The 20650-nt window shown below is 51.0% G+C and carries 20 protein-coding genes; 8 read left to right on the forward strand and 12 right to left on the reverse strand.

The window, feature by feature from the left end; all coding sequences use genetic code 11:
- The first annotated feature begins 93 nt into the window (after positions 1–93).
- On the forward strand, positions 94–2079 hold the full coding sequence (uvrB, locus tag IPI63_RS08055) for an excinuclease ABC subunit UvrB (protein WP_394357587.1): 1986 nt from the start codon (positions 94–96) through the stop codon (positions 2077–2079).
- Positions 2080–2140: 61 nt separating this feature from the next.
- The gene (locus tag IPI63_RS08060) at positions 2141–3562 is read left to right on the forward strand and encodes an MATE family efflux transporter (protein ID WP_292477863.1); all 1422 of its coding nucleotides are present in this window, start codon (positions 2141–2143) and stop codon (positions 3560–3562) included.
- 206 nt (positions 3563–3768) lie between these two features.
- On the opposite strand, the gene IPI63_RS08065 is transcribed toward IPI63_RS08060, so the two are convergent.
- On the reverse strand, positions 3769–3990 hold the full coding sequence (locus IPI63_RS08065) for a hypothetical protein (RefSeq protein WP_292477864.1): 222 nt from the start codon (positions 3988–3990) through the stop codon (positions 3769–3771).
- A 440-nt stretch (positions 3991–4430) separates the two neighbouring features.
- Complete coding sequence (locus tag IPI63_RS08070) at positions 4431–4610, reverse strand: hypothetical protein (protein WP_214064891.1); 180 nt, start codon at positions 4608–4610, stop codon at positions 4431–4433.
- A gap of 662 nt (positions 4611–5272) precedes the next feature.
- Here IPI63_RS08070 and IPI63_RS08075 point away from each other — a divergent pair.
- Complete coding sequence (locus IPI63_RS08075; RefSeq protein ID WP_292477866.1) at positions 5273–5743, forward strand: GyrI-like domain-containing protein; 471 nt, start codon at positions 5273–5275, stop codon at positions 5741–5743.
- A gap of 135 nt (positions 5744–5878) precedes the next feature.
- Here IPI63_RS08075 and IPI63_RS08080 read toward each other — a convergent pair whose 3' ends face one another.
- Positions 5879–6763, reverse strand: a complete 885-nt coding sequence (locus tag IPI63_RS08080) for a DUF4198 domain-containing protein (RefSeq protein ID WP_292477868.1) — start codon at positions 6761–6763, stop codon at positions 5879–5881.
- A gap of 125 nt (positions 6764–6888) precedes the next feature.
- Between IPI63_RS08080 and IPI63_RS08085 the strand changes: the two genes are divergently transcribed.
- Both IPI63_RS08085 and IPI63_RS08090 read left to right on the forward strand, forming a co-directional pair.
- A complete protein-coding gene (locus IPI63_RS08085) occupies positions 6889–7053 on the forward strand; it encodes a hypothetical protein (RefSeq protein WP_292477869.1) in 165 nt (54 codons plus the stop codon).
- A gap of 486 nt (positions 7054–7539) precedes the next feature.
- Positions 7540–7680, forward strand: a complete 141-nt coding sequence (locus IPI63_RS08090; protein WP_214066289.1) for a hypothetical protein — start codon at positions 7540–7542, stop codon at positions 7678–7680.
- Positions 7681–7817: 137 nt separating this feature from the next.
- Here IPI63_RS08090 and moaC read toward each other — a convergent pair whose 3' ends face one another.
- Both moaC and IPI63_RS08100 read right to left on the reverse strand, forming a co-directional pair.
- Complete coding sequence (moaC, locus tag IPI63_RS08095) at positions 7818–8303, reverse strand: cyclic pyranopterin monophosphate synthase MoaC (protein ID WP_292477870.1); 486 nt, start codon at positions 8301–8303, stop codon at positions 7818–7820.
- A 2-nt stretch (positions 8304–8305) separates the two neighbouring features.
- The gene (locus IPI63_RS08100; RefSeq protein ID WP_292477872.1) at positions 8306–9724 is read right to left on the reverse strand and encodes an NAD(P)H-hydrate dehydratase; all 1419 of its coding nucleotides are present in this window, start codon (positions 9722–9724) and stop codon (positions 8306–8308) included.
- 314 nt (positions 9725–10038) lie between these two features.
- Here IPI63_RS08100 and IPI63_RS08105 point away from each other — a divergent pair, with 314 nt between their 5' ends.
- Positions 10039–10605: a hypothetical protein gene (locus tag IPI63_RS08105; RefSeq protein ID WP_292477873.1), complete on the forward strand. Its 567-nt coding sequence runs from the start codon at positions 10039–10041 to the stop codon at positions 10603–10605.
- A gap of 165 nt (positions 10606–10770) precedes the next feature.
- On the opposite strand, the gene IPI63_RS08110 is transcribed toward IPI63_RS08105, so the two are convergent.
- From IPI63_RS08110 to IPI63_RS08125, 4 genes are all read right to left on the reverse strand, one after another.
- Positions 10771–11730, reverse strand: coding sequence for a hypothetical protein (locus IPI63_RS08110; RefSeq protein WP_292477875.1), 960 nt, complete (start codon positions 11728–11730; stop codon positions 10771–10773).
- Positions 11721–12278, reverse strand: coding sequence for a hypothetical protein (locus IPI63_RS08115; RefSeq protein ID WP_214065541.1), 558 nt, complete (start codon positions 12276–12278; stop codon positions 11721–11723). The genes IPI63_RS08110 and IPI63_RS08115 overlap by 10 nt, the downstream gene beginning before the upstream one ends.
- A gap of 7 nt (positions 12279–12285) precedes the next feature.
- A complete protein-coding gene (locus IPI63_RS08120) occupies positions 12286–13152 on the reverse strand; it encodes a hypothetical protein (RefSeq protein WP_292477877.1) in 867 nt (288 codons plus the stop codon).
- A 99-nt stretch (positions 13153–13251) separates the two neighbouring features.
- Positions 13252–13926 carry a hypothetical protein gene (locus IPI63_RS08125; RefSeq protein ID WP_292477878.1) on the reverse strand — a complete coding sequence of 225 codons (675 nt, stop codon included), beginning with the start codon at positions 13924–13926 and terminating at the stop codon, positions 13252–13254.
- Between the two features lie 248 nt (positions 13927–14174).
- Between IPI63_RS08125 and IPI63_RS08130 the strand changes: the two genes are divergently transcribed.
- Positions 14175–15647 carry a caspase family protein gene (locus tag IPI63_RS08130; protein WP_292477879.1) on the forward strand — a complete coding sequence of 491 codons (1473 nt, stop codon included), beginning with the start codon at positions 14175–14177 and terminating at the stop codon, positions 15645–15647.
- Between the two features lie 236 nt (positions 15648–15883).
- On the opposite strand, the gene IPI63_RS08135 is transcribed toward IPI63_RS08130, so the two are convergent.
- Positions 15884–18751 (reverse strand): Ig-like domain-containing protein, encoded by a 2868-nt coding sequence (locus IPI63_RS08135; protein WP_292477881.1) that lies wholly within the window; start codon positions 18749–18751, stop codon positions 15884–15886.
- A 141-nt stretch (positions 18752–18892) separates the two neighbouring features.
- Here IPI63_RS08135 and IPI63_RS08140 point away from each other — a divergent pair, with 141 nt between their 5' ends.
- Positions 18893–19078 (forward strand): hypothetical protein, encoded by a 186-nt coding sequence (locus IPI63_RS08140; protein ID WP_292477883.1) that lies wholly within the window; start codon positions 18893–18895, stop codon positions 19076–19078.
- A 15-nt stretch (positions 19079–19093) separates the two neighbouring features.
- On the opposite strand, the gene IPI63_RS08145 is transcribed toward IPI63_RS08140, so the two are convergent.
- Complete coding sequence (locus tag IPI63_RS08145) at positions 19094–19630, reverse strand: hypothetical protein (RefSeq protein WP_214080187.1); 537 nt, start codon at positions 19628–19630, stop codon at positions 19094–19096.
- A gap of 9 nt (positions 19631–19639) precedes the next feature.
- Complete coding sequence (locus tag IPI63_RS08150) at positions 19640–20446, reverse strand: hypothetical protein (RefSeq protein ID WP_214080188.1); 807 nt, start codon at positions 20444–20446, stop codon at positions 19640–19642.
- Positions 20447–20650: the final 204 nt, after the last annotated feature.

The raw sequence follows: 20650 nt of genomic DNA on the forward strand, positions 1-20650 counted from the left end.
TTTATCCCTGGATTATTTAGCCATTGTGCAGTCGGGAGGATGCAAGGAGCAATTACATGTGGTGCAGGGCAAAGGCTATTAGCTCTGAGGATCATGCCTCAGCCATCGAATATGACAGAGCACTCCCCCTCCCTTATCCCGCATGAAGAGCAGTTCTCCCTCCACTCCAGCTTTGCTCCCTGTGGCTCCCAGCCAGAGGCTATAGAAGAGCTGATCAGAGGCCTGCAGAGAAGAGAGAGATTCCAGACCCTGATCGGTGTCACAGGCTCAGGCAAGACCTATACTGTGGCCAATGTCATCCAACGGGTTCAAAAGCCAACCCTGGTGATCGCCCACAACAAGACCCTGGCTGAGCAGCTTTATAATGAGTTCAAAGAGTTCTTCCCGGATAACCGGGTTGAGTATTTCATCTCATATTATGACTATTATCAGCCGGAGTCATATATTCCCTCAAAGGATCAGTACATAGAGAAGGACTCTCTTATCAATCCCAAGATAGAGCAGATGAGGCTGGCGACCACTGCCTCCCTCCTCTCTCGCCGGGATGTGATCGTGGTGGCCTCCGTCTCCTGCATCTACGGCCTTGGCAATCCAGAGAACTTCCAGAGCATGGGATTTGAGCTGAAGGTGAGGGACAGGATCTCCAGAAAGGATATCCTGGAAAGGCTGGTGGATATCCTCTATGAGCGCTCTGACCTGGACCTCTCCCCAGGACGCTTCAGAGTCAATGGCGAGATCATCGATCTCGTCCCCAGCTACTTCAACAACATCATCAGAATTGAGCTATTTGGAAATACTGTGGAGAGGATCTCTGAGGTTGACAGGATCACCGGCAGAAGGGTGGAGGATATGAGCTACTTCTTCATCTATCCGGCCAGGCATTATGTCATACCAGAGGAGGAGCTGAAAGCGGCGATCGAATCCATAAAGGCAGAGCTGGATGAGAGGCTGCCCCAGCTGGGAATGATTGAGGCCCACCGCCTCCGGCAGCGAACAATGCATGATATAGAGATGATAGAGGAGACCGGCAGCTGTAAGGGAATAGAGAACTACTCCCGCCACTTTGACCGCCGGCAGCCGGGGGAGCCTCCATTCTGTTTGATCGATTATTTCCCGGACGACTTCCTGCTCATAATCGATGAGAGCCATCAGACCCTACCCCAGCTCCGGGCGATGAACAGAGGCGACCGGTCCCGCAAGAAGAACCTGGTGGATTACGGCTTCCGGCTGCCCAGCAGCTATGACAACCGCCCCCTCGACTTTGGCGAGTTCGAGAGCTTCATGAGGAATGTGATATTCGTCTCCGCCACCCCAGGAGACTATGAGCTTGAGCATTCCAGCTCCCTGGTGGAGCAGATCATCCGCCCCACTGGCCTTCTCGACCCGGAGGTGGAGGTCCGGCCCGTCGATGGGCAGGTGAGGGATGTGATGGAGGAGATCAGCAAGGTGGTCCTCAGAGGGGATCGAGCCCTGGTCACCACCCTCACCAAACGGCTGGCAGAGGAATTGACAGATTATCTGAGCCGGAATGATATCCGGGCACGCTATCTGCACTCGGAGATCCAGCCTTTGGAGAGGACAGAGATCATCCGTGAGCTCAGGCTGGGCAAATTCGATGTTCTGGTGGGGATCAACCTCCTCCGGGAGGGGCTGGACATCCCTGAGGTGGGGTTCATCGGAATTCTGGACGCAGACAAAGAGGGATTTCTCAGGGATGAGAAGAGCCTGATCCAGACCATAGGCCGCGCTTCAAGGAATGCTGATTCCCGGGTGGTGCTCTATGCGGACAGGATGACGGCCTCCATAAAGAAGGCTGTTGAGACGACAGAGAGGCGCAGGCTGCTGCAGATGGCCTACAATCAAGAGCACGGCATCACCCCCCAGACCATCAGAAAGCCCATCCGGGAAAAGGTGGTGGAGATCACAGACACCAGGCACATTCCGAAATCGGATATTCCAAATGCGATCATCGAGCTGGAGGCGGAGATGATGGCAGCAGCAGATCGGCTGGAGTTCGAGAGGGCCATTCAGCTTCGGGATACCGTCCGCAGGCTGGAGAGGGAGCTGAAGGTGGCTTGAGTCGGGAGTTGTTCTATCATATCCACATCTTTTTCCGGGCAGGGAATTCAAAGAGGCAACAGTGCCCGGTGAAACAATGAGCGAAGGCCTGCCGGATCGGGGAGAGAGAGGCCAAAAGAGCATGACCCGGGGCGTCTCCTTATTGATCGGAGAGCCGAAAAAGGCCATCCTAAAGCTCTCCTGGCCCATGATCATGGCCATGCTGATCCTTGCCGCCTACAATCTGGTGAACGCCATCTGGGTGGCAGGCCTGGGATCCGATGCCTTGGCTGCAGTTGGATTTACAAGCCCCATATTCATGGTGGTGGTGGGTCTGAGCAATGGCCTGGGAGCTGGGGTCTCCTCCTCCATCTCCCGCCGGATAGGGGCACAGGATAAAAGGGGAGCGGACAATACCACCATGCATGCCCTCCTGCTGGTCTTAGCCGTCTCGATGATATTGACGGCCGGCCTTTTCATTGCCTTAGAGCCCCTCCTTATTGCAATGGGTGCAGGGGCTGCTCTGGGCCTGGCAGTTGATTATGGCAGTATCATATTCACTGGATCGATATTCATAGTCTTCAATAACATCGCTTACGCCATCCTGAGAGGGGAAGGGGATACCAGGCGCACTATGTATGCCATGGGGGCGGGGTCACTGATCAATGCCATACTGGATCCCATTCTCATCTACTGGATGGGGTTGGGGATTGCCGGAGCGGCATGGGGAACAGTCATCTCGCTCATGTTCGTCTCCGGGGTTCAGATCTACTGGCTGATCATCAAGAAGGATACCTATGTCTCCCTATCCAGGAAGGCTTTCTTCCCCAGCAGGAAGGTGATGAGTGACATCCTTCAGGTGGGGATCCCGGCCAGTATCGAGTTTCTCCTTTACTCTATAGATGCCATCATAATCAACAGCATGTTGGTTCGGGTTTCAGGGACGGATGCAGTAGCTGTGTACACTGCAGGCTGGCGGGTGATAATGATGGCTGTAATTCCTCTGATCGCCATTGCCACAGCAGAGGTATCCGTCGCAGGAGCTGCGATCGGCGCCAGGAAATATGAGAACCTGGCGATAATTCACAGATTTTCCACAAAGCTCGGCTTTGCCATTGGAACGGTGACCGCCCTGATCACCGCCATATTTGCCCCTCAGATAACCCTGTTTTTCACCTATTCCCCCCAGAGCGCCCATCTTGCCGGGACGATGGTGGCGTTCATGCATGTCATGTGCCTGTTCTACCCTTTCATGTCCCCGGGGATAATGTCTTCCAGCCTCTTTCAGGGGGCAGGAAAAGGTCTCACCTCCCTTCTGCTCAATATCTTAAGAGATGTGATTCTCATAACCGGGCTGGCCTTCCTCCTGGGGATGGTCCTGGGCCTGGGCCAGGAGGGCATCTGGTGGGGAATTGTGTTTGGAAACACCGCTGGCAGCCTCTTGAGTTATTTATGGGCCAGGCTCTATATAACCCGGCTGATGAAGGATAAAGGAATAGCATAGCAGAAAGCCTCCATTCTCATAAAAAGCATCCTGATTGGAGAGGGAGGGAGGGGTGCTGCCCTCAGCCAATACATGGGCGGTGTGCAGCAGAGGATCCTCAGTGCTTTGATGCTTTTATGGTGGGGTCTAGTGCATCCTGGCTCCCCCGCAGGGCACAGGGTAGTGGGAGCACTATGCTCAAAGGCGGTGCAGACATGGCCCCGGCCTCAATCCTCCACCCAAAACTCCTGCGGCCAGAGCCCTCCCTCCTGACCGGGTCCGGTTTGCACCTCTTGCAGCCGGCTGGAGATCATCTCCTCCACCTCCTCCAGGTTGATTCTGAATACCTCTGCCAGGATCTCCTTTGCTGCCTGGAGCTCCATGGCCTCAAGGCCTCCATGAACTGCTCTCTTATGAGACCTGGTCAGATGCTCAAAGACTCCTGCCATAATGGACATCTACTGCGTGTAAGTTTAAGTATTTTTTCTAGAAATTAATAGCAAGAAAGCATTTTTACACATTAGAAAGTATGAATAAGATACAAATGAGAGAATGATGATCCCTGATGAGAGCGATCTTCCTGATGAGAGCGATCTTTCTGATGAGAGCCTTTCTGATGAGAGCGATCCGGGCACATTTTTCATCCCGGCTGATGAGAAGGGGATGGATTGATCACTGCAGTGAAATCCATCCCTACCCGGAGCGGGGAGAGCATGACGCTCAGCCAGGATGGTCTGCCGGTCCGAGGGGCTTTCTCAATGGCATTGGGCCTCCTGGCCAGATCCAGGGCCTCCCAGGAGGGAAAAGGGCTCCAGGGGGTGGGGCCCGGATGCATCCTGCCTGTGGAAAGAGCAAAGCTCCACCATCATCTCCTGGATGAACCTGCGCTTCAGACATGGATCTTCTCTCCTCCGCTCTGGAACCTCTCGAACCTCTCTATTGCCTCCATCCCCTTCTGAGTGGTCTTGTGTACAGACCGGGAGCCTTTGGATCTCACCTCGATCAGGCCATCATCGATCAGGAGCAGATAAGATATCAACTTCAGGGTGGCGGGGCCGGGCTTGGTCACGATCTTAGTCCCTTTTGCTCCATTCATACATTTTTTTAAAACAATTGATGTTGTCCTTTCACAGGTTCTGAATTTTGATCTCATTTCATTCTCCACCTATATCAAGCCTAATGACATTCACAATGTACAATTCAAAGAATATATAGACGATTAAGATAAGCAGAAGTGGACAATTCTTAAGATGTTATGATAGAACAGCATCCAGGGTATCGATCATAACTGCCAGTCAGCCCAGGGTCGGTGGTCTGCCCTCTCGGGGCTGGCCGGTTTATGGTGCTCAAAGGCCGGTTAGGGCCAGAAGAGCCAGGCCCCTTTGAGGGCGGAGGCGAAGAGCTCCGGAGGGCTGGCAGCTCCCATCTCCCATCAGGATCACGCCCTCCTTCTGCCTGCAGACAGATCAACAGAGATCTCAGCAGCTCATGTCCTTGACCGGGAGAATGCCCCATCGATCTGCTATCATCCTCTTCGTCATCCACACAGACAAATAGCAGCAGCCTGGCCATCGATCGCAGCATACCTGGCACTGATGATGGCCGTGGCGCTAGCATCTCCCTTTCAATTTCCAGACCCTCAATTTCCAAACCGGCATAGCGCAGCCTATCGCCTTCAGAACCAAATTAATAAAGTATATCTGCATGCAATCTCATCACGGGCATGATAGCATGATCGAAATCACTGTGATAGAGGAGAAGCCTCAGCTGGTTGTCGGGATGAGGCGGAGGGGGCACTACAGAGATATTGCAGAAATGATCCCTACACTATTCAAATATGCAGTGGGACATGGAGCCAAAATCGTCGGCCATCCCTTTTTTATATATCATGAGAGCAGCTCTGAGGAGGCGAAGAGGGCAGATGAGGCCGGGAATGCTGAGATAGAGGTCTGCGTTCCCATTGCAGAGAAGATCCCGGAGAATGGCGGGATAACTTGCTATGAGCTTAGTGGGGGAAGGATGGCCCGGACAGTTCACAAAGGACCTTACCAGGAGTGCGAATCAACTTATACGAGACTCTTTGACTGGCTGCAAGAGAATGACTATCAGATCACCGGACCGATAAGGGAGGGTTATGCCAATGATCCCAGAGAGGTCGCCCCAGAGGAGATCCTGACCATAATCTATGTCCCGATAAGCTGAGGGCGGTGCTTGTAGCCCTGAATGTGCGCACAGATGAGGGAGGGGGCATGCAAATGAAGCACTCGGCTATCATACAAGGCCTGAGTGCGCCCCCCCCAAAAAAAAAAGCAAAGCTCAGGAGATGCTCCCTGGGCTTCAGAAGTCCGTTCTCAGGACCAGGGTTGTCCTGTAGACGGGGCCCACAAATGTCAGCTCTTTGGAGGCCTCGCCCCGGGGCTCCTCCTTTGCCTCAACCACTCTGGTGTCCATGAGAGTATCGGCGACAATCACCCACTCCCTGAACTCATCAGTGGTGGACAGGTTCAGCATCACCTTTCCTTCTGCATCGGTCATGCCTCTTATCTTCGCATCATCGCCAACCTTCTGAGCGATCAATTCGATGCCGCTGAAGGGCTGGCCCTGATAGAGAACCTGGAGCTGGAAGTTGCCCTTGCCCGCCTCAGTGATATTGGTGAGGGGCACGATCTCTAGTATCTGACCCACAGGCTTTGAGGCTATGGAGTAATCAGAATCGGGGCCTGCAATGAATGTCTTGCCATAGGTATGGAGGGGATAAGATCTCTCGACATACCAGTCATTGGCCCATCCCGTCTTGTTGATGGCGTTGAAGTCGATCTCGTCCACCCCTCCTGCCTCCCAGTATCCTGTTACCGGAGGATTGGTGATGATGTGCGTCCAGGCTCCGCCGCCGTTGTAAGCAGTTATGAGGTACAGTCCCGGATGCTCGACATCGAAGCTGAAGATAGGCCAGTTGCCCATGGTATCTGTCTTTTCATTAAGGATATGCTCGATCACGCCGCCATCCTGCCTGATTACAGTCAGGTTGGTCAATCCTTCAGGCATCTCTGAGGAGGAGGTGTTATGACCAGCAGCTACAGGCAGTATGGCTGTATCTCCGATATTCACCCAGCCGGATACGGGCCTGATGAATACTTGATGTGCGTTCCCTGCTGCCGAGCAAAATAGCATCAGCAGCACCAATATCAGGAAAATCCTTCTCATTCTCAATACACCAATCATACTAGATATGAAATCATACTTAAATCTTGCTACGAAATCAAAAAAACGTCGCCTGATATCAAAAAAAAAAAGAGGTATCAAAAAAGAGGTATCAAAAAAGAGGCATTAATAAAAAAGAGGCATCAATGCCACCCTACCATAGAGCCAAGGGAATATGGCATTTAGTGGCTGTGGCAGCACTGATGGGTATGATTGTGATGCTCTTTGTCATGAACATGCTCATGCTCGTGCACCTTTCCATCATGCTCATGAGGGTGGGAGTGTTTATCCTCTGTATGACAGCACATTAGCTTTCACCTCCGATCTTATTTTCACAATATGAATTCAACCAAAAGGCTATAAAAGCTTTACTGTTATCGATTTTTGCTGTATATGTCTAAATTTTTTAAAGGAAGATTTTGCTGTTCGTTATAATTACATTCTTGGTGATGTGAGGAAATTACATCAACTTTTTATCAATTCCAATTTGTATCATCATGTCCATCTTCTCTGTCAACTCTTATGGCAGAGATGAATGGATCATCGAGGCCCTGAATATCCTTTGATCATGATCAAATGATCCCATCGCTGAGGGCATCACTGCTCCTGTGCTCAATTCCTTGCCGGAAATTCTTCGCGCAGGATCGTGCCCTGCGTGCACCATCTTGTGAAATCGATCTACTTGCCGCATATCGGGCACCGTTCTCAGGATTGAAATCGATGCCCAATCAAGAAAACAGAAAAAATCGCAAGTATATATCATACAGTAGCAATCATCCTCTAAGCGGAAGGAATAGGTGGATGAGGATGGCAGAGGGTGGCAGGCAAATGGAGCTTTAAAGGGCCAGAATGATTATGAGGGCGGTGGCGTTAGCCTGGCGGCAGCAGTTATCCTGCGCTTTTATGCCTCATCACAGCTCCTCTTTCAGGCTGCATAGAGGGCAGTGATGGTGCCATTTGGCCTCATTGCAAAGACTGCAAGGCACAGGAGGAAAACTCCCGGTGGCACATCACCCCAACGATCCGGCGAAGGGCCCAATGACTCCAGGGAGCACCATCGCTTTTGCATTTGGAGTCATTCCTCTTTCATCTTCTCCAGCACCCGGATCTCCTCAATCGCTGTCTCAGGATAGTTCCCGCTCTCATCCTTCTCCAGATACTTGATCATATCCCAGATATTGAGCAAGGCTGCGCTCACGCCGGCGAGGGCCTCCATCTCCACCCCCGTTCTTCCCAAGGAGGTCACTGTGACTGTTGCTTTCACCCTCATCTCCTCCAGCTCAAAGCCGACCTCCAGAGCGGTGATGGGAATGGGATGACAGAAGGGAATCAGACGGGGTGTCTCCTTGACTGCCAGTATGGCCGCCAGCCTGGCGGTAGCCAGAGGATCTCCCTTCTTAGTATCCCCTCTTCTCACCGCCTCGATGGTGGATTCCTTCAGCCTGATCGATCCTGCGGCAGTGGCCCTTCTGAAGACCTGGGGCTTGAAGGTGATATCCACCATGCCCAGCAGCTCTTCTGTGCCGGCCCGATCGCCTGGCCCGTCCCCCTCTTCCCTCATCCTCACTTCCTCAGCTCTTCCCCCTCCAGCTGCATGGCCAGAGGGATCTTCTCCACCAGATCAGTGGCCAGCATGCCAAATCCCCTCTCTGCATAGGCCAGATCTCCTGCCCTGCCATTGACGAAGGCTGCAGCGTTTGCTGCCCTCAGAGCGGATGTTCGGGCATAAAAGGCAGCGGCAATCCCCGCCAGGACATCTCCCGTGCCGCCCACAGTCATCCCCGGATTGCCGGTGGTATTGGCCCGAATGAGCTCTCCATCGGTGATCAGGTCGACCTTTCCCTTGAGCAGAACGATCACCTCCCTCTCCCGGGCATAGCCCTTCAATGGCTCCATCCTCTCTCTCCAGTCCATATCCGCCAGGGAGAGTCCACTGAGGCGCTGAAACTCCCCGGCATGGGGGGTGATAATTCCCTTCAGGGGCAGGCCTGGCAGGAGGGCATCGGCATCGATGACCGCCTTCTCCGCCAGAGGGATTATACTGGCCAGGGCATCACCGGTATCGGGATGCCTTCCCAGTCCCATGCCCATGACCACCACATCATGAGCTGGAATAAGGTCCTGGAGCACTGGAAGGTCCTGGGGGGTGAGATGATCGCTGGAGAGCTCCCGCACAATCAGGTTAGGCGAGAAGCAGGAGATGGCCCTTGCGGCCTCTGCTGGCGCTGCCACGGTGACGATATCTGCACCCGCCCGCAAGGCAGCAAGGGCAGCGAGAGCAGGAGCGCCGGTGTAAGGGCCGCCGCCGATCACCAAAACCCGGCCGCTATCTCCTTTGTGGCTCTCCCGAGACCTCTTTCCCATCAGCCCCAGGTCCCCTGGCCCCACAAAGAGTTCTGCCTCCGGGGGTATGCCGATATCAGCTACGATAACGCATTCACCCAGATCCGGCTTTGGGCGATGAAATGTGACCACATAATCAGCCCGCACCACCTTGCCCGTCCCCTGGCCACTGGGGATATCCACCGATAGCACCTTCTTTCCGGAGAGGTTTATAGCATCGATCGCTTCTGCCTCCAGCCCGGCCACCCTTCCCTTCACCCCGGTTCCAAATATCCCATCCACTATCAGGTCGCACTCGCCAAGCTTCAGCTCCTCCGAGCTCCTCACCTCGCGCAGATCCCAGTGCAGCTGCTCTAAGATCTCCCAGTTCCTCTTCGCCTCCTCTGTGGATATATCACGTGCCCGGCCCAGAAGATAAATGGTAACCTCAAAGCCTGACAGATGGCGGGCAGCAGCGAAGGCATCGCCGCCATTGTTCCCCCGGCCAGCGATGATGGCGACCCTCTTGCCCGGAGAGGATGCAATTACTTCTCTGGCTATAGCAGCACCTGCATTCTCCATAAGCTGGAGAGGAAGAAGGCCCAGGTACTGGCAGTTGGCGTCCACGGCCCGCATCTCCTCCCAGGATATCATTCTCATAATCGATCAATCTCCTTCTACTGCATCTGGTTCCTGTGGGGGTGAGACCACCAGCAGTTTATCGGCCAGCGATCAGCCCGGGCCAGGTCTTTGGATCTATTTGCAAAGCTATCCCGGAATGCAGAGGCAGTTTCCGGTTAAAACCCTTTCTGTGCAAGGAGGAGAGAAGCAATCACTAATCCACTAAATTACTGATATTGGACAATTCAGTTCAATTTCGATCTTGAGGTTCGCCTCCTTTTATCCGGTAAAAAGTTCAATAAGATTGCAGATGGCAGGGACCAGGACCGGCCATCATCCTGAGGATTATCCAAATGAGCTTCATGATAAGACTTATGCTCTGCGCCCTGGTACTTCTCCTCCTACTGGCCTTGCCCGGGGCGGCAGAAAGCTGGATCGTGCAGAGCGTCAGCCAGGATATAGATTATTCAAAAGATAAAGGCAGCTTGCAAAGCAGCATCCAGATATCAGGCATCGAGGGGGAAGATGCCTTCATCATCCAGCAGATAAATCAGAAGCAAGAATGGACCAATCTCGATTGCACAGATGCATCATTTATGAGAGGGGGGCATGGAGCTGCTCCCCGGGACATCAATGCTGCTGGCCTGATGGAGATCATGAAGGATATGAGAAGCAAAGATAATCCAAAAGGCATCGACTTTTGCAGGACGAACATCCTGGTTTTCTACTGCCTTCCAGGTGAGCTGCAGATGGATTCAGGGGAAGGATGGCAAGAGATAGATATGAACTCCAGCCGGCAGGCGGTTTGGGAGATGATTGCCTGCCTGGACCTGATCACAGCAAAGTCATGCCATGGCTTGTCTGGTGCTCTAGAGGATGACTATCATCTCCTCAATCTATCCAGGATGCCAGGAGCTTGATTTTCGCCCGGCTTTGTCACTTGACTTCGTCAGGTCGGATCTCCCTGGACCTCATCAAGGAGGAGGATCTGCTGGGAAGATGATGCCATAATAAGCACTGGACAGGAGCCTTCCCGGCTGGATCTGCTCCACATGGAGGTCCACCGGGAGCCCCACTGGGGAGGATTACTCTATTGTGGAATTCTCCAGATCCACCTCTACACCGGTTGCATTTAGCCTGTACTGCATGACGATGGTCCGGTTGGCCTCGTATACCCAGATATCATCGCCCTTCAGTCTGATCTTCCCTTGTTCGTTGATCTGCAGCGGATAGGCATATAGCCCCATATCCTTATCCGGGGAGAACTTCGCCTCCATTATAGAGCTTGTGCCATCGATCCAGGCAGTGGCGCTTCTGTTGCCAGGAGTGAGCTTGATATTTATCCCCGATAATGCATAATCCCTCTGAGAGCTGTAGCCGGTCCATGTATACTTCAAGGGGACCTCTCCTCCATTTATCGGCTCTGTATTCAGGACAGCATTTATCTGGTTGAATTTATCCAGAAACCTCATGGTGATGTTATGCTTCAGACTGCTCTGGGCATCAAGGGAGCATTCTCCATCCCCCATAGAATATGCCTTTAAATCAAATACTGCTAAATCGCCAATGTATGAATTATTATTTAAATAGATCTCCTCCTGCATCGCCGACTTAGGGGTAAAATAGTCCATAAGCACAATGCCGGAGCCGGAGCGATAGGAGAAGAGGATGGAGTTGGACTGTCCGCCGGAGATGCGGCGGGTGTAGTTCAGATCACCGGCATCGATCGTGAGGCCTGCCCCTTGATCGCCATTCGGGGTTCTCATATAAGCAGTATCCTCGAACCGGCTGCTTTTGGCATTTTCTGCCGGGCTGGCGGCGGAGCTGGCAAAGTAAGTGGTCTGATAGATGCCGGCGGTGTTGGTGTAATCTACCCCCTGCAGGTAGATGCTCTCCTTAGTCTCACTGCCGCTGGTTGCATAGGTGTTCTGCAGACTTACATCGGCAGATGAAATGCTGGCCAGAAGGATGATTGACAGGACAATCAGCCCCATTCTCATTGTCTTTTGGCCTTCTATTATTGCTGGCAGATCTCTCAAACCCAAATTACATCGCCTCCAGTTGAGGACTGTCTCCTTCCCTCTGAGATCTCAACTACAGTGAACTCTGGCTGCAATGGTTGAAATAGATTTTCCCGGATGGTGGTTCTATTTATCATAGCCCTCTCCTCTGTGAGGTTTCCGATTGGAGTGAACTTTTTCTGTGATTGTGGGCGGGCCAGTGCGATGGGGATCCTCTCAATCCCCAGAGAATAGCTCATATCGCTGTAGAGCACCGCCAGATCTCGAGCCTCAACCAGCTCCATGCTGCTGCCCTGGGAATCGCTGGATATATCCGCCAGCCTCTTCATGACTGAGGATATAGTAACCTCGCCGATCAAGAGCAGCTCCTCTCTTGTCGATGGCTCCTTCAAAAACACAATGCTGCTGATAATTTTATTGGATTCGTTGATCGCCCTCTCGATATCATAACTGGATATATATTCAATGCCCCGATCACCGGCTGCCAGATCGCTTCTCTGCCCATCCGCCGCAGAGGGGCAGATGATAATGGTTGCCAGAACAATCAGGAAAAAGAGATGACGGGGATCCATGATTATTCTATCTCGATGTGCCCCACTTGCAGCAGATCCCACCCTCGCACTTATTAAACATATTCTCGATCCTTTCAAATTGGTCTTTGTTGTTTTGTTCTTGATTCTCTCTCTCCAGCTGTTCCTTTGCATAATCATGGAACATCTGCATGATATCCTGATTATTAAAGATGCTGCCAAACTCAGACCAGAAACCTCCGAATATGCTCAGATCCAGGCCTGACGCACTCAATGGGTTCAGCTCCCCCAGCTCCGGATCGTACCTGAACAGCACCTCTTCCACAGTGCTTGAATTTCCAAAGGCCTCGTTTAAAGCGCTAATATCGTAGCTCTTGTAAAAATCCTCATATAACAATAGCTTTGTCGCTGAGCTTGAACTCATGGTCTCATTGTTGATATTGACCAGATCGGACAGAGTCAACATATCCTCTCGAAGCACAGCAAAGGGCAGTGCTGCATTCTGGAGTGTTCTGTCTATCTGATATCCATCATTGTAGCGCTCATCTCCCATTCCGTATTCTATGGTCAGCCATGAGTAATCGAATATCTGCATCAGCTCAGATCCATAAGAGATCAACCCTTGATTTCGAGTTTTTTTGATGGCCCCATCCTCTGTCAGGATGGCTGTATTCATCATGCTCCATAGGCCCATGGGGTTGTTGCTGAAGGATGCGACGCTATGTATATCCTTGCTGCTGATGGTCAGTGCATCAGCGGGCTCATCGATAATCTCAAAATAATATCCATCTTCATCTTCAGCATTGGTGAAATCGAGATCCTCCTGGGAGGAGCCACTCTCCATGAACAGTCCCGCCAATATGATCAGCGCTGCCATCAGGATGAACGGCCGGGAGATTCTGAAGATCTGAGACATAATCGTGATAAATAATTTAAGGAATAAGGGAGGAAGGCAACCCCCTCGCCTTATTCACATCTTGTTCTCTTTATGGCTTTTCCACTCTGAATCCAGTATTTACGGATCCTTGGCGGCGACGGTGATGTTGACGTTGTTCTCAACTGCACCGATGGAGGTCTGGTTGTCGAGTGACTTGGTGTTGGCCGAGGCGGTCAGCTCGATCACAGTCCTGACATCATCGACGATCATGGCCAGCTTGTTGTCGACGTTCAAGACCTTGGCCTCATCATGGCAGTTGTAGTCGTATATATTCAGGATGTCCTGATTGGTGATCTGGCCGATGTAGGAGCCCTCCTTCAACCAGACCATGGATCCATCTTCGTCTGTCTCCAGCTCCTTCAAGCCCTGGTTAGCGATCCAGGCACCCTGAATAGCCTTGTTCCAGGTGAGGCCCTTTGCTCCTTCACCATCTTCGAAGGATGCGGGTCCCAGGCTGGAGATCTTCTGGTTCATTTCCTGATCGATTCTTGCAAAGGGAGCAATCCTGAATACACTGCCATCGGCTGCATCCTGGGCCTTGGGTGTGACGATGATTGCTGCAGAGAGACCCTCGTTTCCAATGCCCACCTTCTGCTCGTCATTAACGGAAATGCCAACCCTGACATTCTCGACAGTCTGAGTGTCCTTCTGGGTGATGATGTTCGCATAGCAATCGGGACAGACTTTCAGTTCATCAGCGCCTACCACTCCTATTGTCAGGAGCAGCATGAACGCCGCTAGATACTTCAACATAGCTTTTTTGCCTCCTTACGTTTCATATATAATTCTTCCCCAATCCGTGGAAGGGATATCTGCCCCTCCCAGGTGGTCGTACATTACTTGCACCTGTAATTTATTAAAGGAATAGGAACCATCTATAAGAGTTGCATTTCGGTAGTTTTGATAAGTAACCTCGTTACTTACAGGTGATATGGATTTTTTTTATATAGGATCATGCAGGCCTTATACTTATCGATAAACGGCCAGTGATGCCTTTGAGCATGAAGCGTCTTCTTGCCCTGCTGCTATGCTGCTTGGAGATCTCTTTAGCGGGAGCTGTAGACGATTCCATGGCCACAGGGGAGGGAACCCTCGCTATCACGCTCTCCGGGGCCAATCTCACCCAGCAGTATGAGTATATGTCGGGATGGGACTGGCTCTCTCCATCCCATGCTCAGGATCATCCTGAGGCTTTTGCATCCTCTGTCCACTCAGGAGAGCTGAGATCCCTGCAATTCTCTCTGAACGATCTCTTTCTGACCGATGAGAGAGAGGATGATATTCAATTCTTAAAATCGGCCTCATCCAACTATAGCCATCTGCCAAAGATCAGCAGCAAAGAGCCAGGAGGAGACGGTCCCTTCAGCCGCGCAGGCCTGAGCCAGAGCTCCCCTGAATTGCAGTTCATTCAGAGGAGCGATAAAGCGCAAGAGAGGCTGCTTGACTACAGCACCTCACTGGGGATGCTCAAAGAGAGCGATATCGCCTTTGTAGATGAAAAGAAAAAGATCATTGACAGCCCCATCGACATGATCACTGGTATCTGGGCGCCATCGGAAGGAGAATTTGAGGGCATGCTCAGAACCAGCGATTCTAATAGCCTCAAGCTTTTGGACCCGGAGCGCATCGCTCAGTTTTATGAGACCTCCCTCATTACATCTCACATAATTGGCACGCCCTCCGTTCAGGCGGGCGGTGATCAGGCCTTGAATCCATTCATCAGCCCGCTGGAGCCTCGCAGAACGGACGGCTCCTCCAAAGAAGTCTATAGCTATTTTCCGGAGAGGCTTCCCAAGTCGAGAAATAAGAAGGAACTGAAAAACTACGCCATAGTTGTGGGGATCGATCAGTACAATGATCGCATGAGGCTGCGCACCTGCGCGAATGATGCCAGGTCGATGGCAGATCTGATGAGGGAGATGGGCTATGATGTCCTCCTGCTCAGCGATCAGACTGATGAAAAGCCGACGAAAGAGAACATCCTGAAAAAGGCATTTGATGAGATAAAAGCTAAGCCGAATGTGGGGAATGTGATATTCTACTTCTCCGGGCATGGAACAAAGGAGGGAGATGATAGCTTCTACCTCATACCCCGGGATGCAGATGGACATATCTCCACATATATCAGCGAGGCCGAGCTGAGAGAGCAGATAGCAGATTTAAAAAATTTTGCTATGATCATCGATGCCTGCAATAGCGAGGGCATGAGCCGGGCAATCGGCAAAGATCAGCTCATCATAGCCTCATCCCGGCACAATGAGTCCAGCAATGGGGAATGGACCGGCTCAATGAGCGTATTCACCTCTTATTTGATCAAAGCCATCAGAGAGGAGAGGGAGAGAAGCAACAGAGTCCTCCTGAAAAGATGCTTTGATAGAGCACGCGCCGATACGGAGAGGTGGTCTAGGAGCCATCTGATCAGCCAGAACCCGGCGATGATCGATAACACAGATGGGATCTATTATATAAACTAGGCTATAGGAATCTATAGGAAATCGTAAGATAAGCTGACATTCAAGTGAGATCATCTCTTTATTCAGATGAATCCTGAACACTGATCTAAGCTCGGATAAGAATCGCAGTCCCTGCAATGGCGACTAACTTGATCTTGATCTCTGGGGGAGAGATGGCTGATCCTGTGAAGAGCTCATTGAATTGAATCAAAAAAAGAGGGAGAGCACCAGGGGGTGCTCCCTATGGCAGAATCCATTTAGCAGAAGCCTGAGCATCCGCATGGCCCGCAGCCGCAGTCGTCGTCGAGGATCAGCCGTCCTGTATCTGAGGCGATAATCAGCCCTTTGGCGTCCTTGCATACCACTTTATATTGGTACAGGCCCGGGACCCCCCAATTGATATTTCCTGGCAAGACAACGCTCATCTCGCTGAGCTCGTCTGCGCACCCTCCTCCTGCTGCTGTCACCATCTGCTTCAGCCCCGCACTGTATAGCGGCAGGCTGTAATCTCTGCAGGAGAGCTTGCCGGATAGCTCTACACATACTATGGGCAGACAGATATCGGGAGCATGAGCAATGTCATTGCATTCCACAATCACATCGCCCTTGGCAGTTGGGCATTCCACCCAAGATGGGCTGCAGTCGACTGTGTAGCTGCCGCCGGTGACAAATCCTGTGCTGGGATCGGTGATCACGCCGCTGAGATCTATCACCGGCGTCTGATCACAGACATAGTCTCCTTTGTTCTGACAGTCGGCGACGACCAGAGCGGAGAGATCCTCTTTGCTCACGCCGCAGCCCACAATGATATCCTCGGCATAGGCCTCGCAGGGGCAGACAGCATGCTGGCAGGTACACAGGATCACCCCTTCGCAGGTGGAGTCGCAGTTCTCAAGCTCCTCCCCCCCGGCATGGCAGGTGACGCTGAATGTGTACTCGCCGCCCATCACATAGCCTGTTGTTTGGTCCACAGGCCATTCAGGGAACGACCACTCGGGCGTATCATCGCATTCTGCACAGACATAGGCATTCACGTCCTTGATAAGATCCTCCAGCTCATCTGGATACATGCATCCATCCTGCGAGAAGCTTATCAGATCGCAGTTGCACTTCTCGACTACAGTTATGGTCACAGTCCCCTGGCTGCAATCATTGTCGATATCGCAGAGCTGATAGGTGAAGCAGTCCATGCCGCTCCAGCCTTCTATTGGGGTATAGCAGTATGTGCCATCGGAGTCGACAACTGCCGTTCCATGGGCGGGATTCGAGAGCAAAGACCAGGTGTTCTCACCATCTTTGGAGGGGATATCGTTATCCGCAACGCTGCTGCATAGCGTACTGTCCTGGCATATGCGGGCTGAGTCGTCATTGGCCACTGGAATATCGTTTACGCACTCTATATTGATGGTCACAGTGGCAGTATCGTAGTCCCCATCGACATCCTTGAGGATGTAGGTGAACTCGTCTTCTCCGCAGTAGCCCTCCTCTGGTGTGTAGGTGAATGAGCCATCTTGATTCAGCACTACAGTTCCGTGTTCTGGATCGGTCTCCTTCAGCCAGACATTTCCGCCGTCCTTGGAGGGAATGTCATTGCCTGCAACACTGTCGGTTATCGGCGTGTCCTCGATGGTGTTGAATGTGTCATCATTGGCCACTGGAATGTGGTTTATGCACTCTATATTGATCGTCACAGTGGCAGTATCGTAGTCCCCATCGACATCCTTGAGGATGTAGGTGAACTCGTCTTCTCCGCAGTAGCCCTCCTCTGGTGTATAGGTGAATGAGCCATCTTGATTGAGCACTACAGTTCCGTGTTCTGGATCGGTCTCCTTCAGCCAGACATTTCCGCCATCCTTTGAGGGAATGTCATTGCCTGCAACACTGTCGGTGATCGGCGTGTCCTCTATGGTGTTGAATGTGTCATCATTGGCCACTGGAATGTGGTTTATGCACTCTATATAGATGGTCACAGTGGCAGTATCGTAGTCTCCATCGACATCCTTGAGGATGTAGGTGAACTCGTCTTCTCCGCAGTAGCCCTCCTTTGGTGTATAGGTGAATGAGCCATCTTGGTTCAGCACTACAGTTCCGTGTTCTGGATCGGTCTCCTTCAGCCAGACATTTCCGCCATCCTTGGAGGGAATGTCATTGCCTGCAACGCTGTCGGTTATCGGCGTGTCCTCGATGGTGTTGAATGTGTCATCATTGGCCACTGGAATGTGGTTTATGCACTCTATGTTGATGGTCACAGTGGCAGTATCGTAGTCTCCATCGACATCCTTGAGGATGTAGGTGAACTCGTCTTCTCCGCAGTAGCCCTCCTCTGGTGTATAGGTGAATGAGCCATCTTGATTGAGCACTACAGTTCCGTGTTCTGGATCGGTCTCCTTCAGCCAGACATTTCCGCCGTCCTTGGAGGGAATGTCATTGCCTGCAACACTGTCGGTTATCGGCGTGTCCTCGATGGTGTTGAATGTGTCATCATTGGCCACTGGATGATCATTGGCACAATCTATGAGGCTGATCTGCCCACATTGCTCTTTGCATCCCGGGCATTTCACACAGAAGGAGTATGTGCCAGCAATTGGATTGCCATTTTTATCCACTCCGATCCTGCTCAGATCGATGATTGGAGATACATCTCCACATCCGTAACAGCCCGCTCCAGCCTCTGCCAGAATATCTCTGATCTCACCCAGAGTGGTTGGCAGACAGATGGGGTCTATGGTCGGGATATTGGGCCGGCATGTGCAACGGATCTGGATCTTAGCAATCGCTGGATATAGTGACTTGCACCTTCCATTGGTTGCATTATACTTGAACCACACATATGTGCCTTGCCGGATATTCGGTGATGGCGAGTAGATAAAGGATCCATTTGCTGCTACCTTTATGGATCCATATTTGGGATCGATCGTTATCAGTTCAGGATCCAGGACTTCAAGGGCCTGGGGATCATTCGCCAAGAGCCCCTGGCTTTCAGGAACCTCCTTTATCACTCCGCATTGAGCTGTATAAAGCTCCCCCCGGATAAGCCAGGGACATGTTGCTGCTGATGAGAGTGAGGCCATCAAAGCCAGCAACACTCCGAGAATAAGAATGCCCTTGAGCGATCTTTTATACATAAGTCGTTGCCTCCATTATGGTTTTGCCTCCAGATTATTTTATGTAGTCATTACCTCATTCCTGTTCTTAAGGAGAGACGAACAATGGATGCGTATGCGTGTTAAGAGCTTAATTCCGAAAGAGCAGAAACGCTATAACATATGAATACAAAGATAATGAATATAGAAATAATATATGTAAAAATAATAAATATGAATATAACGAATATAAACACAATGAATATGAATATAACGAATATAAACACAATGAATATAAATATAATGGATATGGATATGGATATAATGAATATGGAAATAATGAAAACAAAAATAATGAAAATAAGATGATAGAGTCAGCCTCTATCAGAAGAGGAACTCGGCCTCTGTCTTGCCCAAATCGTAATATTTTATGCTGTTGTTGAGGGCGTCTGTGGCAGCCGTGGAGTACTTCGTCTTTCTGGTCTCAAAGTATTTCGCCATATTATAGAGATATATATTGAAATATTTCATGGAACTGACAGTATAGTTATGAAAATCTTCGAACTTCTCTGATGGCACAGTGCTCTCCGCTTCAGCCAGGCCGTGTGAGTTCAGGACCAGGAGTGCTGTGGTGGCAATCATGGCCTCTCTGATCGACTGGTTCGAGCCATTTCCATGCACTGTGGCATTCCATATCTCCCATTGATAGTCGAAATTCTCAACGAAGGTGTTCCAGATTCGCTTCTCTGTTGCCCCTTCATCTGGATCCCCCGCATCTTGAGCCTGCATGATCTTCAGAACAGGCTGATCGATCATGCCGGCCGAACTGCTTTCATCTTGTGCCGATACTGGCGGCATGCTCATTGCTGCAGTTGCGGCCAGTATGAATAGCGCCAATAGGACATTTAATCTTGATCTCATTTCAACACCTCATTTAACTGCTAGACTTGAATCATTCAGCATCGAATGGAGCAGGCATGACCAGGCGGCTCTGAGGGAATAGTCCAGCCCGGGATAGGTGGCCGGACAGCAATCCAGCATGCCGCCAATATCGTCCTCCGCAAATTGGAAGCTATGCTCTGAAGCAACCTTTTTGCTTATCTTGAATGAGCCTACATAGTCCTCCTCGATATCTCTGTCCGGTGATTTGAATTTAAATCCAGAATATATATCCGATTCAGAGACAAACCGAAGCATTGAGCTGTGATTCTCTCCTGCAAACTCATCGACCCCACTGGGGACTACATCGGCCATGATCAATGCATTTCTGTATCTTGCAGCGAAAGCAGACGATTCGGAGAACTTCTTAGCATGATAGCTGGTCATCATTTTATCATCATGGTTTTGGAATATATTTCGCTTGTGTAGCCCCTCTCCTCGGTACATGGTCTCCTCAACGCTCATCAGATAGGAGGGCATGCTCTCGTTTATTTTTACATTATATCTTTCGGCGTTATCGGATACAGCCTCCTCGATGCTGACAAAGTTGATTGAACTTCCTGCAGATAGAAGGCTATCCTCTTTAAGCCTTCCCTCTTTGGTATGAGTATTCTCCTTAAGGCTTACATCGTCCAGGCCTTTGATAAATATATACTTGGAAGAGTTCCCATCTCCTTTGCAGTGGCTCTCTGAGTTGAACTCATAGGCCGATATAAAATGGCCCCGGCTCCATGAGGTGCTGTTGTTGCTGTCGTTTACTGTAACAGAGATATCATAGCCAATCCTCCCTTCGGCCAATGATAATATCGATATCGTCAGCAGAAATATAAAGATGCAAAGTGCCCCATGCCTTATTTTTTCGCCCTCCTTTGGCCACATTTGGGTTAAGCTTTTTGATACATATATCTTTTGCTGATGTTTTATTGCCAGGATGGGGATATTCTTTGAAAATTAAGCATATAATATTTTAAAAATATATGGCGATGGTTTCGCCACTCATCA

The organism is Methanothrix sp. (assembly GCF_016706325.1).
Lineage (GTDB): Archaea > Halobacteriota > Methanosarcinia > Methanotrichales > Methanotrichaceae > Methanothrix.

What these genes read in the sequence shown, in the direction of transcription:
- IPI63_RS08080 (WP_292477868.1), bottom strand. Translation starts at nt 6,763, where the DNA reads ATGATTGGTGTATTGAGAATGAGAAGGATTTTCCTGATATTGGTGCTG.
- IPI63_RS08075 (WP_292477866.1), top strand. Translation starts at nt 5,273, where the DNA reads ATGATCGAAATCACTGTGATAGAGGAGAAGCCTCAGCTGGTTGTCGGG.
- IPI63_RS08130 (WP_292477879.1), top strand. Translation starts at nt 14,175, where the DNA reads ATGAAGCGTCTTCTTGCCCTGCTGCTATGCTGCTTGGAGATCTCTTTA.
- IPI63_RS08100 (WP_292477872.1), bottom strand. Translation starts at nt 9,724, where the DNA reads ATGAGAATGATATCCTGGGAGGAGATGCGGGCCGTGGACGCCAACTGC.
- IPI63_RS08140 (WP_292477883.1), top strand. Translation starts at nt 18,893, where the DNA reads ATGAATACAAAGATAATGAATATAGAAATAATATATGTAAAAATAATA.
- IPI63_RS08065 (WP_292477864.1), bottom strand. Translation starts at nt 3,990, where the DNA reads ATGGCAGGAGTCTTTGAGCATCTGACCAGGTCTCATAAGAGAGCAGTT.
- IPI63_RS08085 (WP_292477869.1), top strand. Translation starts at nt 6,889, where the DNA reads ATGCCACCCTACCATAGAGCCAAGGGAATATGGCATTTAGTGGCTGTG.
- uvrB (WP_394357587.1), top strand. Translation starts at nt 94, where the DNA reads ATGCCTCAGCCATCGAATATGACAGAGCACTCCCCCTCCCTTATCCCG.
- IPI63_RS08125 (WP_292477878.1), bottom strand. Translation starts at nt 13,926, where the DNA reads ATGTTGAAGTATCTAGCGGCGTTCATGCTGCTCCTGACAATAGGAGTG.
- IPI63_RS08120 (WP_292477877.1), bottom strand. Translation starts at nt 13,152, where the DNA reads ATGTCTCAGATCTTCAGAATCTCCCGGCCGTTCATCCTGATGGCAGCG.
- IPI63_RS08115 (WP_214065541.1), bottom strand. Translation starts at nt 12,278, where the DNA reads ATGGATCCCCGTCATCTCTTTTTCCTGATTGTTCTGGCAACCATTATC.
- IPI63_RS08105 (WP_292477873.1), top strand. Translation starts at nt 10,039, where the DNA reads ATGAGCTTCATGATAAGACTTATGCTCTGCGCCCTGGTACTTCTCCTC.
- IPI63_RS08135 (WP_292477881.1), bottom strand. Translation starts at nt 18,751, where the DNA reads ATGTATAAAAGATCGCTCAAGGGCATTCTTATTCTCGGAGTGTTGCTG.
- moaC (WP_292477870.1), bottom strand. Translation starts at nt 8,303, where the DNA reads ATGAGGGAAGAGGGGGACGGGCCAGGCGATCGGGCCGGCACAGAAGAG.
- IPI63_RS08145 (WP_214080187.1), bottom strand. Translation starts at nt 19,630, where the DNA reads ATGAGATCAAGATTAAATGTCCTATTGGCGCTATTCATACTGGCCGCA.